This is a genomic window from Clostridium frigidicarnis, from assembly GCF_900111985.1.
GTDB classification, from domain to species: Bacteria; Bacillota; Clostridia; order Clostridiales; family Clostridiaceae; genus Clostridium_Z; species Clostridium_Z frigidicarnis.
Map to the genome: position 1 here is coordinate 142539 of NZ_FOKI01000007.1, position 16973 is coordinate 159511.

A 16973-nucleotide genomic window follows, 5' to 3' on the forward strand; every position below is an offset into this window, starting at 1 on the left:
TTTCAGTACCCTTTAAATATTATATTATGATATTACTTGTACTTTATAAACTACTACTATAATTTCCCCCTGTTTCATTGTGTTTAATGCAAATCCTGAGGCTGGATTATAGGTTGGTTCACTTACACCATTTACTGTTACTGATCCTAGTACAAATATTGAATTTTGAGGGGTTGGATCTAAGAAAACAATATTTGTAGCATCTATATTACCAGTGTTTGTTATTGTAACTGTATAGGTTAATTGTTGTCCTATTGTTGCAAACTGCTTATCAACTGCTTTTGTTACATTCAAACTTCCTAATGCAATATTGGTTGTTGTTGTATTAGAATAGGTTGTTTGATTAACTGGAGGTTGTTTTGGATCTACAACAAACTTAAAGCTAATAACCGCTTGGTTTGTTACCTTATTTGTCGGTGGTACCGATACTACATCAGCTGTAAATGCTACTGTTACTGCATTACCTATTCCTATATTCCCAAGAGTAAATCCTACTGTTGGATCAAATAAAGGTTCATTTACTCCATTTACATATACAGTTCCTGGCTTAAATGTTGCTCCAATTGATGGTGTATCTTGGAACATAACATCATTTGCCACAACATTTCCTGTATTAATTAAATTTATAGTAAATGTTAAAGTGTCTCCAATAGTTGCTATTGGCTTATCTACAGATTTTGTTGTAGTTAACTCACCTTTTACAACTTGAGTTGTTACAGTATTACTTAATAAAGTGCTAGTTATAATTGATCCACTCGGATCTATCTTATAACTAAATTCAACTTGTGATTTATTATCAACTTGTGGTGGAGTTGGTAAAGAATTTATTTTAGCATCAAATGTTATTGTAACTGTTTGATTAGGAGCCAAATCTCCTAGCATAATTCCCAATGTTGGATTAGCTAATGGATTTACAACATCATTAATTCTTACTGTCCCTCCAACATACATTAATTCTTGTTGTAAATCATCATAGAATTTTACATTAGTAGCTGTTACATTTCCTATATTTTTAATTACAGAAGTATAAATCACAGTGTCTCCAACCTTAGCATACATCTTATCTACTGTCTTTGCATTTGATAAACTTCCCACATTTATTTGAGTAGATACAGTATTAGATGTTGCACTTATTGGTACATCGCTTCCTAAAGGATCTATCTTATATACACCACTTACAAATCCATAGTTTGTTACTTGTGGTGGTGTAGGAAGTGATGTAACTTTAGCCTTAAATTTAATTTCACTTGTAACACCAGCCAAAATATCTATTAATGTGAATCCTTGTATTGGATCATAATCTGGTTTTGAAACACCATCTACAATAACACTTCCAGCTATAAAGCTAGCTCCATTTGATAAAGTATCTATAAATGTTAATTGTTTGTTAGTTGTATTTCCTGTATTCTTTATTGTTATTGTATAATTTAGTGTATCTAAAATTGTTGCATATTGTAAATCAACAGTTTTACTTGCTGTCATGGATCCTATAATTATTCTAGTTAATACACTATTAGACTGAGTGGTTTTAATTAAGAACTCACCATTTGGATCAATCTTATATGAGAATGTTCCATTAGCAAAGTTTAATACAGAACTCTTTGTTGGTGTCATACTAACTGTTACTTTAAATGATACTGTTACATGCCCTAAAGTAGGGATTGATCCTAAATTAAATCCTACTGTTGGATCATAATTTGGTTTACTTTCAGAATCAATAACAACTGACCCACTATTAAAAGAAATATCTAAATCAAGTCCATCTGTAAAAACAACATTACTTGCATCTACATTACCTGTATTTGTTAATACAACTGTATAAGTCAGTATATCCCCTTTTGTTGCATATTCCTTATCTACTTGCTTAGTTATAGTTAATTCGCCTTTGTTAATTTGAGTTGTTGCCACATTACTACTAACTTCTACAATGATATCACTACCATTAGGATCTATACGATAAGAATAAACTAAATTGGCAATGTTGCTAATTAATGAAGGTGAAGGCACACTTGTTACTATAGCATTAAATTTAACTACAGATACTCCTCCTGGAACAATTGTACCTAATGAGAAACTTTGATATGGATCATAACCAGGCTTTTCAATATCATTAATAGTTACTGAACCTGGTATAAATGCAGTGCCACTTGGTACAACATCTCTAAAGTTTATATTTATAGCATTAACATTACCTTCATTAACAACATTAATTGTGTAGGTTAAAATATCATCTATAGTAGCATAAGCCTTGCTTACTGCCTTAGTTATTGTCAATTTTCCTAAATTTATTTGAGTTGAAACTGTATTGCTTAGCTTTTCATCTGATTTAGATGGATTAGCTGGGTCTATTTTATATTCATAGTTTACTGATGCAGTATTGTAAATCATATAATTATTTGGCATTGAATTTACAGAAACCTTAAATGTTACTGTAGTAATACTTCCACTTGTACTAAATGGTTGTATAGTATCCAAATTGAATCCTATATTTGGATTGAATGTTGGCTTACTTTCACCATTTACTATAACTGTTCCATTTTTAAAAGTTCCATTTGATTGAATAATATCTTGGAATAATATATTTGAACAATCAGCATTTCCAATATTCTTTATAGTAACTGTATAATTTAAATCGTCTCCAATTGTTGCATATTGCTTATCGACTGATTTTATAGCTTGTAGTTCGCCCAAATTTATATAGGTTGTGGCTTTGTTTGATGTTGTAGTCTTCGTATCTGTTGGATCAGTTGGTGTTAATTTATAACTAAATGTTACATCTGCTGTGTTTTCAATTTTTCCTGAAATCGGCAATGAATCTACATGAATATCAAAAGATACCACATCAACTTGGTTTGGAATTAAATCTGAAATACTAAATCCATCAATAGGATTGAAAGTTGGTTTACTTACTCCGTTTAATACAACTGTCCCAGTTTTAAAAGATGTTGATACTGGAACTATATCTTTTAGTGATATACTGGTTGCATTTACTGATCCTGTATTTCTCACATTTATAGTATAGCTTAAAGTATCTCCAACTGTAGAATAAGCTTTATTAACTGATTTTGTAACTGTCAATTCACCCGTTGCAATATAGGTTTGAGTTGTATTTGTTGTTAAGTCTGTAACATTTATAGTTTCTGTTCCAACTTTATATTCATATTCAATTGTTGCAAAGTTTTTAACTATATTATCACTTGGTCTAGTGATAACAGTTGCTGCAAATTTAATCACTGATACAGTTCCATTTCCTGGTATATCATCTATTGTAAATCCATCATTAGGATTAAATCCTGGCTTGTTTACATTGTTTACATAAACTGAATTAACATTAAAGTTTATATTATTATCTAATAAATCTATAAAATATACTCTTTGAGCTGGTACATTACCATCATTTTTTAATGTTACTGTAAAGTTTAAAGTATCTCCAATTTTAGCTATATCTTTGTCTACTGCCTTTGTTGCAGATACTATTGTGTCATTTACATTAACGGTTGTTGTATTAGAAGTTGCATTCTTAACTATTGGTAATCCATTAGGATCTACATAATATGAATAGCTTACAGACCCACTATTGTATAATTTACCTGAAGCTGGTATAGAATTAACTGTTACAGTAAAACTAACTGTGGCAAAAGCACCAATAGCAATATTACCTAGTGAGAATCCTGTATTAGGATTAAGTGTTGGTTTGCTTACTTCATTTACAAATACTGATCCATAATTAAATAATGATTCTGTTTGGATAGTATCTTGGAAATTTACATTATTTAAAATTGTATTTCCCGTATTAGTTACAACGAAACTATATTTTACTGTATCGGTTAATCTTGCATAGTTTCTATCTGATGTTTTAGTTATTGTTAGTGATCCTACATTAATATAGGTTGTTACTGTATTACTTGAAATAGTTTTTGCAATTGTCGCTCCATTAGGATCTATTTTATAATTATAAGCTATACTGGATTGATTTGTAACAAATCCATTAGGTGGCAAACTCTTTACTGCTACTTTAAACGTTACTGTTACATTTGTATTTGTATTTATAGTTCCTAGGGAGAATCCTAAATTTGGATCATAATCTGCATAAGATTCTCCATTCACTTTAACTGATCCTGCTACAAACTCTGTATCATTAGAAATAAAATCTGTAAATGTTGTATTAGTCAAATTTACATTACCACTATTTGCTATTACACAGGTGTAATTTAAAGTATCTCCAATTGTTGCATAAACAAGATCTACACTCTTTGTATTAGTTACATCCATATTATTTATTGTTGTAGTTACACTATTACTTGTCTTAGTTTCACTTATATCTGTACCACTTGGATTTATACGATACTTAAAGCTAATATTAGCAGTATTCGTTATTGTATTTGGATTTGGAATACTAGTAATCTTAGCTGTAAATTTAACTATACTACTTCCTCCAGCAGCTATATCATTTAATACAAATCCTAAATTAGGATTAAAATCTGGTTTACTTACATCATCTATTGATACTGAACCTATATCAAAAGTAGCCCCAGTTGGAATTATATCTATAAAGTTTATATTAGTTAAAGTTGTTGTTCCTGTATTTTGTGCCACAACTGTATAGGTTATAGTATCTTCAATTGTTGCATATAGCCTGTCTACGCTCTTTGTTAAATTTGCTGATCCCATATTAATTACTGTAGTGGCATTATTACTTGTTATTGTTTTAGTTACTGGTGGCTTAGTTGGATCTGGTGTATAGTCAAAAGAGGCTAACCCATTATTAGTAACAACATTCGGAGTTGGTACACTATTAACTGTTACATCAAACTTAATTCTTACTACTTGCCCAACAACAACTGATCCTAAACTAAAACCAGTACTTGGGTTATAACTTGGTTTACTTATTCCATTGACTGTTACAGATCCTTCCACAAAGGAAACTGCTGATGGTACTATATCACTAAATACTGTATTATTAGCTGTTGTATTACCTGTATTAGTAACATTTATAGAATAAGTTATAGTATCTCCAATTGTTGCATAACTTTTACTTGCACTCTTTGCAACAGACAAGTTTCCTAACAAAACTTCTGTTTGTACTTGATTTGAATATTTTGTACCAGTAATAGTTGTTGAATCTGGATTAACTTTGTAACTATAGCTCATTTCTGATGCATTAAGAATAAAACCTACTGGTGGTACTGTGGTTATTGTTGCTGCAAATACAACCCTAAAGGTTTCACTTGGTTGAATATCTCCTAATAAAAAGCTGTTATTAGGATTATAATCTGTATGGTTTACTCCATTTACATATACAGATTCTGGGTAAAAAGTTAAATATGATGCTACTTCATCAACAAAACTAACACTAGTCAATGGAACTGTACCTGTATTACTAATAAGTGTTTGATAAATAATGGTATCACCTAGTTGAGCATATAATTTATCTACACTTTTTGTAATAGAAAATTCAGCCTTATTAATTATTGTTTGAACAGTATTGCTGGTAACTGTATTTGTTATATGAGTCTTATTAGGATCTGGTAAATAATCATAAATTAATTCTGATGTGTTATAAACTATATTAGGATTTGGCACACTTACAACTTTAGCTGCAAATGTTACATTAATTGTACTATTTGGAGAGATTCTTCCTATACTAAATCCCACATTTGTATCATAACTTGGTTGAGGCATACCATTAATTGCAACACTGTTAGGTACAAATGTTGTTCCTGGTTGTATATATGCAAAGAATAGGGTATTAAAAGCATCTATATTACCACTATTAGTCATATTAACTGAATAATATAAAATATCATCTATGATAGCATATGGTTTATCTACTGTTTCATTTATTGTTATATTTACAAAATTTGCTCTTGTTACAACCTTATTAGAATCTTTTTCTGTTGAAATAACCGGACCACCTGGTGTAATTTGATATTTAAATGGAACTTGAGCTATATTTTCAACTAATTCACCAGGTTGTATTTGATTAATTTTAACTTTATAAATTATTGTTACAGTTTGTTTTGGTAAAATACTATCTACTGTAAAACCATCAAATGGATTTAATAAAGGTTTTACAATTCCATTTATTTTAACACTACCCGCTACAAAAGAAGCACCTGGAATTGGTGGTTCTAAAACTTGAAAATTAGTAACTTCAACGTTACCTATATTAGTTAAGTTAAGTGTGTAAGTTACTATATCATCTACATTAGGATAGTTATTATCATTTGACCTTTCTCCTATAATTTCTCCGTATTGAACTTGAATAGAAGTTACATTACTAATAACTGTTTTCTTTATTAAATAGGTATATTGATTAAACATATAACTAAAAGTAACCACAGAATTATTAGTAACAACTGTTGATGGAGGTAGTAAATTTACTGTTACCTCAAAAATAATTTCTATTTCCTCATTTACATTAATATCTGGAAGAATAAAACCTGTATTAGGATTAAAACCAGATTTTGTAACCCCATTAATAGTAACTGATCCTTCATTAAAAGAACAATATTTACTTACAATATCTTGAAACAAAACATCTCTTGCTAGTTCACTTCCTATATTGGCTATCTTAATTGTATAATTTAATGTATCCCCAATAAAAGCAGTATATTTAGATGCTGTCTTTACTATGCTTAATTGCCCTGACTGAACTATTACTTCAAGTGTATTAGTTGTTGCAAAGTTTCTATAGGTTGGTGAACCTGGTCCTGAAGTAAACTCATAATTATAGTTAACATTATTTTTAAATTTTGCACCTGTTGGTAGTGAGTTTACTCTAACTGAAAAAAGTATATTAATAACTCCTGAAGCATCAATAGTTCCAGCATTAAATCCTTGTGTTATATCCGCTCCTGGCTGAGATACCTCATTTACCTTTAATGAATTAGGTATAAAAGAACAGCATGGATCTAAAAGATCTGATAATATTAAATTACTTGCAGCTAACCCACCTTTATTTTTAACTTGCACAGAATAAATTAATTGTTCTCCAACCTGCACATTATACTCATTATCATCATCTGTATCATAAGAAGTTAAAGTTGCTATAATATTAGGAGCCTCTGCTTCTACTTGCATTCCTACTGCAACTAACTGGACTCCATCATTAGTTCCACTTGCAGTAACTTGCCCTACTATTTGATTTTGGTTTACAACTAACGTACTACTAAGATCAACATTAGTTATATCCCACTTATTTCTTGCACCTAAAACTTGAGTTGGAACAAATGCATCATGATTATTACTTCCATTAGTGCCACTAATATCAATCAATCCTACATTCGTATCTAGTGGATCGCATATATTTATCTGTCCAGCAAAAAATCCATTATTGGGATTATTTGGAGATGTACCTGGATTTAGATTTGGAGTACTTACAATATTACCTAAAGTTTTTAATGATGCAAATGTTGGCCCAGCCTTAACAGTTTGAACACCGGTTAAAGGCTCTCCATTTGCACAAGCTATAAATAATCTTCCTTTTAAGTGTCTTTCTTCTGGTGCAGTTGAAAATCCCACTATGGTTGTTTGTAGTGGATTATTTTCTTTTGCAGATGCTATTCCTGACAAAAACATTATTCTTTGAGGGACTATTACATCATTTCTATACACTACTACTAGTGTCCATCCTGCCCTTGTATTGCTTAAACCTATTGGAGGTATGCTTGTTGGAACTTTTGAAACAGTATACCACCCATCTAAAGACTCTTTAACTATATTAGTTACGTCCGCACTTCTAAATCTATCAATACTTCCAGAATCACCAGTAAAACTTTCTACATTTTGAGGATTAACTGAAACTTCACCCTTAGGTGTTGTAAAAACTATTGTATTATCTTGTATACTTCTAACATCTAATGCTCCATCTGAAGAACTTTTTACAGTTGAATACCATATTAATTCAGCATATAAAACAGTACTATTAGATAAAATATTAATTTTACCCTTACTTTCTGCTTCATTCCAATCTCTTGTTGTTTCTCCTGATATTTTAATCATATCTGATGTGTTTACTGATTTTGTTGTTGTATCCCCACATAAAACCAAGCTATTTCCTGTTGATACTATAATAGCTTTATCAACAACTGAAAATCTATTATTTAAAGCCATATTTACCTCCTCTATTGACGCTTTATCCATTATACATGGATTCTTATACTACTTTATATTTTATGGTATAAGAAGATTATTGTTACACTAGTTAGTTAAGTGTCATATACCAATAATATATATAAATTACTATTGTTTATTTGATCTTAGGCACATGAAAGAAAATAACAAATCAAAGATGCTATATTGACTTGTTATTTTTTTGAATGTACCTTAAATATAATGATAAAGGAGATTAAATTATGCCTTCTGATATACTAATTCTCAGCATTGATAAAACTGAAAATGTTCCCTTGATTGTAGGTGGAACCAGTAGTTTTACAATTAGTGTTAAAAACCTTAGTTCTGATTCAAAGTTATATAACTTAAGTTTATTTCTTGATTTACCTGATGGTATGAGTATTTATTCTTCCACGTTACCATCCACTTCTACAACAACAAATGTAGACGGTAGCTCTAAGTATTCATGGATAAGTCTTAAAGATCTTGCCCCTATGGAAGTTGACTTTACTTTTAGCATAACAGTTAAATGTGCTAATACATTTAAGAATGGTACTAATATACCTTTTGGCTATTTATTTACTGGTATAAATGTTAAATGTCAGGTTGATACAAAGCCTAGAGGGGACTATGATATTGGTAATTTAAAAATTACTAAAGAAACATCTATGACTTTTAAAACCACAAGATTTTTATGTTCCGTATCTACTGCTGGAAAAATATTAAAAGGAGCTGGCACATCATTAGCATTAAATGATTACACTCAAGTATATTCAGCTACCTGTAAGTTTTTTAACAATTCACTCACAACTTCTTTAGTAAATATATCTATACTTTTAGAAAATGGAATTAGATACTTAGGTAATATTTCTGTAACTGGTACTGATTCCTCAAAATTTACATCCCCAACTATAAGTACAATAACTTTTAATAATAAACAATACACAAGACTTTATTATGGTGCTATTTTACTTTCTCAAAATAGTAATACATCTGTTACTTTTAATTATGCTGTCTGGAATAGATATGATAATAATTTGGGAGATTTAATTTCTCACGGAACTAAATTAGAGATTTTAGTTGATATATCTTCATCAGATGAAACTACTAATAGTAATACTAGTTTTTCTGCTATGGATTTAATAATCTCAGCTTCTGTCAATAAATCACCTGTAGATGTAACTGATAATGTTATATATAGCTACACTTATTCAGTAGGTCAATATTATGACATTCAAGATATAACCACAAACTATTTTTTGCCTGATGGTGTCTCTTATCTCTCAACTTCTGTCACACCATTTTCAATTGAAGATAGTTCTGTTTTGCAAGGATTTAATTTAATTTATAAATTTCCATTTGCTATGAAGAATTCTCAAAATACAGTAACAATAAATGCTAGAATTGATTCTTATTATAGATATAAATTAAATAGTAATAATACCCCTTTACCCGTAGTTGCCTTTGATAACTTTAAAGCAACTACTAATATAATTGGAACCAAATCTATTGTTCTAATTGATGTTACTGATAGTTCTGGTACTTCATGTAGCATAAAAACTGCCACAATAAAAAAAGAATTTTTAAAAGGTTATTATAGAAATGGTGCCGCTAAAACTTATAATGTATTAGCTCCTGGTGATTTAGCTGAATATAAGTTAACCTATGATTCAACAACTTTAAAAGCAATTCAAAAGCAAATATATATAGATGACTTTTTCCCATTATCATCAGATCCAATAGATAATTTAACTTATAATTACACTGGATATCTTCCTTTGTTTAATAACCCTAATCTTATTGACCCTCATGGAGTTGATTTTGATTATGGAGATATCCCTGGAAATTCTTTATCCTCTACAACATTTAAAGTTCCAATAAAGCTACTAGGATCTCCTGGCCAAAATATAAACTTAATGAAATTAACCGGTACAAATACAGCTGGATATTCCTATAGCAATAGGGATCAGGTATTGATTAATATAGGGACTCCTAATATTCAACTAACTAAATCTGTAACTGGTCCTAATAAGACTTCTATTAAATCTGGAGAAGTATACACCTATACACTAAAAATATCTAACACTAATACTTTAGGAACCGAAACAGATGCTTTTGACTTTCTATTAAATGATACTCTATCATCTTGGTTTACTGTTAATGCAAATTCATTTAATGTTACAGGTACAGGTTCATTTTCTAATCCAACATTAGATGATACAGGAATTAAACTAGCAATTAACAAATTAGCTCCTGGACAGTCTATAACTTTATCTTATACTGTTACAATAATAAATACTATGTCTCCTGGCGTTAGCATACAAACTACAGCTACAACCACAAACCCATATTCTCAACAATATATTGAAGGATTAGATAATTTTCAATACTCAAACTTAAATAAAACAGCATCTGTAACCATATCCTCTTCAAGTATTGGCTTAACTAAAACAAATAATTCTTCAATATTTAAAGTTGGTTCTGATATAATCTATACAATAACACTTACTATTCCCATCGGAACTATAGCTTATGATGTTTATGTAAAAGACACGCTTCCTAATACTTTGCAAATATACTCTGGTTCTGCCTTTAGAAATGGTGTGCCAATTACAATAAATGTGTCTAACAATATTTTAACCTTCCCTACTGAAAGTATTATCGATGCTAGAACTTCAGTCCAAATTATGACTTATACTATATATTGTAAAATTATAAATGGAACAAAAACTGTAGGTACTATAACATCAACTCAAACAAATAACTATCAATCTATTTATAAACAAAAGTCCGACGGATCATCTATAACAATTAACAAAAACCTAACAGTAACAATAAATCATCCAAATATTGTTTTAAATCTAAACTGTACCGATAGAAGTAACTCTACTCAATATACTCAAACTGCCAATATAACTACAGATTCAATACTTGATTTTAAATTAGATTTTAAAAACAATAGTAATATTAAATTATTAAATGGAATAATAGAAATCCCTATAAATAATAACTTTGCATTTTCTTCAATTAATACTACTTTACAATGTTCAGCATACTATAATAACTCCACTCAAAAGATTATTGTAAATATTCCCGAATTAAATTCCTCTATATCAGGTATTATATCCTTTACTCTAGTACCAATATCTACACTTAGATCTGGTACTTCTGTAACACTGCAAGCTACCGCTACTCAATACTATAATGATATTTCAACAAAATTATATGGTGGTGAAAAAAGCAATATTATAACTTGTGTCTTACCACCTGGAACATCATTATTACCTGATCCCAATAATAGAGTTAATGATTCAACATCCTATAGAACAACTATTCCTGGTTCTACAGTAACAATAATAAATTATTTCAAGAATTCAGGTGGAGGGTATGATGACTATACCTTAATAATTCAACCGGTAAATCTCTTTTATACACTGTATATTAATGACGAAAAAATCGCTGATATAAATAATAATACCCTATATCAAGCTGATCTAAATATAATGAAAAATGTAGAGGTGCTAGAAACAAGAACAATAAAAATTATAACCACTATACCTTTAAGTTCCCCAATGGGTTCAAGGTATGATTTTATTGTAACTGCCCGTTCTAAAACATCTCCTTACCCTGAAAAAACTGTTTTAAATATAGATCCTAGTCATTAAACTTCATCCAACCAGAAAAAAGACTGTAGCTTAAATTTCTTAAAAAATCTTTACTACAGTCTTTAATGTGCCTTATAATTTAATTAGCATTTCTAAATCTATAAAAAAGCACCTATTATTTAATAAATTATAAGAAATATTTTCTATCCTATGTTCAATATTTTTAATTTTGCAATATTGAATACCATTAGGAACTAGTAAAAAACATGAGAATCCTCTTGTATAAGTTAATTTTTTATTTCCTTCTCTTATTCTATTACATAAATATTTATATTCTATAAAATATTTTATTTTCCCTATAATAATGAGTTTGCAAAGATTTAACTCTTTATGAAAATTAGTTGAAGCAACAGGAGTTGAAACAATTTTAGTATTAACAATATTAACTTTAGTCTCTACTTCCTTAATATTATTGATTTGAGGAAATTGCGAATCTACAAAAAATTTATTTCCAATATTTATTTGTTTAAATAGATTCATCTTAACTAAAGTTTTTGTATGATTACTCTTTATTTTCACCCTCATTGGAGGCTTTTCTGTGTTGTAAATATAATCATAAATACTATTTGAACTATTAGTTATTATTCTTTTGCTATGTTGTAAAATAACAACTTTAAATGATATAACTATAGTATCTTTTGAATATATTGTACCTAAATTAAACCCACAACTAGGATCAACACATCTTTTTTTTGTTTCGTTAATAAAAACAGTATTACGTATAAACCTTGTATCCTCTGGAATCAAATCTCTAAAAAACACATTTGTTACATCTATATCACTTATATTTGATATAAATATTCTATATGTTAACACTTCAAATATAGAGGTAACTTTTTTGTCTACACACTTTTTTACCTCTAACATTTTATTAATCAGTTCAGTTGAAACATTATTACTAAATATAGTGTTACTTATTACGGGTCCACTAGACCATAGTTTATATTGAAAATCTATTCTACAATTATTAATAACTCTCATAATACACTCCAGTTCCTATCATACGCACTAATCATAGATAATACTTTCGCAAATATATTTATATAAACTTATATATAATATTAATATTCATCTAAATATTGAATTATTATGGTAACATTAATAAACAGTTTATTTCTTGATATCATAACCCCTGTGGCATCCTCTATAAGGTACCTTAAATTAATAGGATCTTCTTCATTTATTGGGTTAGGTAATATAATAAAAGTACTAAAAGGTATGTTTTTTTCTATACAACAAATTCTATTATTACATTTAAAACACTTTAAATTGATTTTTGCAATTATCTTTCCTACTAAAATCAGTTTTTTTCCTGTTAAATGTTGCCCTTCAATTGATGTACCTATAACAGTATCTATTATTTTAGAAGATAATATTTCTAATTTTGAATTTATGACTTCAATACTTTCACAATCTATCCATCTGCAATTTATTGTAAAATTATTGTATACATTAAATTGTGTGAAATAATTTGGAACACAATTCCCTTGAATATCTATATAATTTGGAAGTATTTTATCTATATTTACTAAACACATACCTTCCTCCAATTTCTATTGCTATATGTATTATATGAACTTTAAATCATATATGTGCTTTTAATGGTTTATTTTATAATATATTCCAATTTATATATTTTATTTCTTCTAAACTCATATCTAAATTAAAATAAATTCTATCTTAATTACTATTAGCCCTCTTTATAACCTTGCACAAGAACTTATTTGGTAAAAGCTTAGATAAAGTAACAAGAATTTTATTATTATACCCTGGAATAATTACTCCTTTATTTTTCATAAAACCTCTATATGCTATTTCTGCAACCTTTCTAGATTCCATAAGTATAGGTTTAACCTTACTATTTTTAGTAACCTTTGCATTAACCTGAAAATTTGTATTAGTTGGTCCTGGACATAAAACACATATTTTTATATTATCTTCTTTAAATTCTTCCCTTAATGCTTCGGTAATATTTATTACATATGCTTTACATGCATAATAAACACTCATATAAGGTCCAGGAGAAAACGCTGCTGTAGAAGCTATATTAAGCACTCCACCATTAGAAGTTTTTCTTATAACTGGTATAAATAATTTCATCATATGTGTAATTGACCTAACATTAACATCTATAAGATTTAAATCTGTTTTAATATCTATATTATCAAACTTTCCAAATGATCCACACCCTGCATTATTTATCAAATACTTTACTTTAAGATTTTCATGTAATATTTTAGAGTATAAATTTTCTATGTCTTCACTATATGCTAAATCACATTGAAAAGCCCTTATATCTACCTTAAGTTTATTACTTAATTTCCTTTTAATATCATTAAGTTTTTTTTCATTTCTAGCAACCAAAATTAAATTATAATTATTCTCACCAAAAATACATGCTAAATCATAACCAATTCCACTACTTGCCCCTGTTATTAAAACATACTCTTTCACACAACCACCTCTTACATAATAAATCTTTTATATGCCTTAATTTATTAATTTCTTTTTATTTAAAAGAATATTTTTTTTCAACTTTCTACTATATTAACACTTTTTATCTATATTTTAAATGTGCCTAATATGAAAATCTTGTTAAGAAAATTTCATCTTTCGTTCTAAATTTCAAAAATCTCTTTAACCCTATATTTTATCAGCATTTTACACTTCAAAATTTCTATACCATAAAAAGAGAGATACATTTACACTAAAGCAAACATATCCCTCTTCAATACTAAATTTAATAAGGCACATTCAAAAATATACATGGCATCTTTGACTTGTTATTTTCTTTCATGTGCCTAAACTTTTTTTAAAACTTGCTACTATTCTAAGTTCTCTTCTTCCTCGGCTAATCCTGCCTTTATAACTTCTTTCATTACTTCGTCTACAGTTACTTCATCCTCTTCTTCTGCTTCTTCTTCAATAAGTTTGAAGTAAACCTCTCTATTTTCTATATCAACTTTATCAACTTTTATTTTAACACTATCTCCAAGTCTATAAATTTTCTTTTTTCTTTCTCCAACTAAAGATAAATGTCTCTCATCATATACGTAATAATCATCATGTAAATCACTTATATGAACAAGTCCTTCTATTGTATTTGGAAGTTCTATAAACATACCAAAGGATGTAACTGAAGATATCATTCCATCGTATTCTTCTCCAATTCTTTCTTGCATATACTCAGCTTTCTTTAGATCATCTACTTCTCTTTCAGCTTCTTGAGCTAATCTTTCCATATCTGATGATTGCTTTGAAGAATGTTCTACAATATTTGTAAGTTTTCCAATTCTTTCTTGACTCATTCCACCATTTATAAATTCTTTTATAATTCTATGAATTTGAAGATCCGGGTATCTTCTTATTGGTGATGTAAAGTGGCAGTAATATTTTGCTGCAAGACCAAAGTGACCAACACATGTTGGAGAATATTTAGCTTGCATCATTGAACGTAGAAGCAATGTAGATACTACTGTTTCTTCTTTTTTACCTTTAACTTTTCCTAATATCTCCTGAAGAGCTCCAGGATGAACCTCTGTGCCCATTTTAAAGATATATCCTAAATTATATACAAATTCACTAAATAATTGTAATTTTTCTTCATTTGGATTTTCATGAATTCTATATACAAAAGGAACATTGCACCAGAACATATGCTCTGCTATAGTTTCATTACAAACAAGCATAAACTCTTCTACAATCCTATTTGCTATAGCTCTTTCATAAGGCTTTATATCAATAGGTTTTCCTAAATCATCTAGTATAATTTTACATTCTTCAAAATCAAAGTCTATTGCTCCTCTTTGAAGTCTCTTAGTATTTAGTATTTCACAAAGTTCTTCCATTGCCTTAAAATTATCTACAAGATACTCATATTTCTCTATAAGTTCTTTATCATTATCTCTTAGAATCTTAGTAACATCACTATAAGTCATTCTGTCATTAGTTCTTATAACACTTTCAACTATTTCATGATCTAGAACTTTACCGCTTTTATCTATAGTCATTATACAAGATAATGCAAGTCTATCTACTTTAGGGTTTAATGAACATATTCCATTAGATAATTTTCTTGGAAGCATTGGTATAACTCTATCTATTAAGTATACAGAAGTACCTCTAGTTAATGCCTCTTTATCTAGTGGATTTTTCTCTCTTACATAATGAGTAACATCTGCTATATGAACTCCTAATTTATAATTTCCATTTTCTAATCTTTCTATAGATACAGCATCATCAAGATCCTTTGCGTCTTCTCCATCTATTGTGACCATAGTAACATCTCTAAGATCAACTCTCTTTTTATATTCGCCTTTTGGAATTTCTTCATCTATATTAGCTGCAAATGCTTCAACTTTTGCTGGAAATTCTTCTGGAAGAGCATGTTTTTTTATAATTGATAGTATATCAATTCCCTTATCTCCCTTTTTACCTAAGATCTCTATAATTTGTCCTTCTGGATTTCTTCTTTTTTCTGGCCATTTTGTTATTTCCACCATAACAACATCACCAGTTTTTGCTTCTCCTTTAGATGATTTAGGTATGAATATATCATTTTGAATTCTCTTATCCTCTGCCACTACAAAGCCAAAGCTTTTAGAGTCCTCGTATACACCTAGTATTTTGTTATTCACTCTTTCTAATATTGCTACAATTTCACCTTCACATTTTTTTCCCTTAATATCTTCTTTTAAAATTTTTCCTACAACCTTATCTCCATTCATTGCTCCATTTGTGAAGGATGACGGTATAAAGATATCTTGCTTATCATCATCATCTGGTATTAAAAATCCAAACCCCTTTGAATGTATTTGAATTTTCCCCGTAACTAATCCCATTTTTTCAGGAACCCCAAACTTATCATTTCTATTTCTAACAATGAGACCTTCTTTTTCCATAGTTTTTATAGTCTTTTTAAATACTTTAAAGTCATCTTTTCTTATATCAAATATCTTTGAAAGCTCTTGTAAATCCATTGGTTTATATACCTGTTCTTTCATAAAAGAAAGTATTGTTTCCTTTATTTTCATAAATTCATTCCTCCGTTTTTTATTGTTTTAGGAGTCTTTCTTCAACTCCTACTAAAACTTTGTTATTTGTCTTGTAATAAATTATTATAAACTGTTGTTATCCTTTATATTATACCCATATAACATGATTTCAATATATTATCATCGTATCAAATGAAAA

Annotated in this window: 6 protein-coding genes; 1 reads left to right on the forward strand and 5 read right to left on the reverse strand. The window is 28.9% G+C overall.

Annotated features, from left to right (window positions below):
- Positions 1 to 24 precede the first annotated feature (24 nt).
- The gene (locus BM119_RS06185) at positions 25 to 8115 is read right to left on the reverse strand and encodes a DUF7507 domain-containing protein (RefSeq protein WP_090039830.1); all 8091 of its coding nucleotides are present in this window, start codon (positions 8113 to 8115) and stop codon (positions 25 to 27) included.
- 242 nt (positions 8116 to 8357) lie between these two features.
- On the opposite strand from BM119_RS06185, the gene BM119_RS06190 reads away from it, so the two are divergent.
- On the forward strand, positions 8358 to 11780 hold the full coding sequence (locus tag BM119_RS06190; protein WP_090039832.1) for a COG1361 family protein: 3423 nt from the start codon (positions 8358 to 8360) through the stop codon (positions 11778 to 11780).
- A gap of 72 nt (positions 11781 to 11852) precedes the next feature.
- On the opposite strand, the gene BM119_RS06195 is transcribed toward BM119_RS06190, so the two are convergent.
- The 4 genes from BM119_RS06195 to rnr all read right to left on the reverse strand — a co-directional run bounded on the left by BM119_RS06195 (position 11853) and on the right by rnr (position 16813).
- On the reverse strand, positions 11853 to 12761 hold the full coding sequence (locus BM119_RS06195) for a DUF11 domain-containing protein (RefSeq protein WP_090039833.1): 909 nt from the start codon (positions 12759 to 12761) through the stop codon (positions 11853 to 11855).
- 80 nt (positions 12762 to 12841) lie between these two features.
- Entirely contained in the window at positions 12842 to 13318 is a 477-nt protein-coding gene (locus tag BM119_RS06200; RefSeq protein ID WP_090039835.1) for an SPOCS domain-containing protein, read from the reverse strand.
- Positions 13319 to 13460: 142 nt separating this feature from the next.
- Entirely contained in the window at positions 13461 to 14234 is a 774-nt protein-coding gene (locus tag BM119_RS06205; RefSeq protein ID WP_177199324.1) for an SDR family NAD(P)-dependent oxidoreductase, read from the reverse strand.
- A 371-nt stretch (positions 14235 to 14605) separates the two neighbouring features.
- Entirely contained in the window at positions 14606 to 16813 is a 2208-nt protein-coding gene (rnr, locus tag BM119_RS06210; RefSeq protein ID WP_090039839.1) for a ribonuclease R, read from the reverse strand.
- Between the last annotated feature and the right edge of the window lie 160 nt (positions 16814 to 16973).

Coding starts and splice junctions, on each gene's coding strand:
- BM119_RS06195 (WP_090039833.1), bottom strand. CDS start 12,761: ATGAGAGTTATTAATAATTGTAGAATAGATTTTCAATATAAACTATGG.
- rnr (WP_090039839.1), bottom strand. CDS start 16,813: ATGAAAATAAAGGAAACAATACTTTCTTTTATGAAAGAACAGGTATAT.
- BM119_RS06200 (WP_090039835.1), bottom strand. CDS start 13,318: ATGTGTTTAGTAAATATAGATAAAATACTTCCAAATTATATAGATATT.
- BM119_RS06185 (WP_090039830.1), bottom strand. CDS start 8,115: ATGGCTTTAAATAATAGATTTTCAGTTGTTGATAAAGCTATTATAGTA.
- BM119_RS06190 (WP_090039832.1), top strand. CDS start 8,358: ATGCCTTCTGATATACTAATTCTCAGCATTGATAAAACTGAAAATGTT.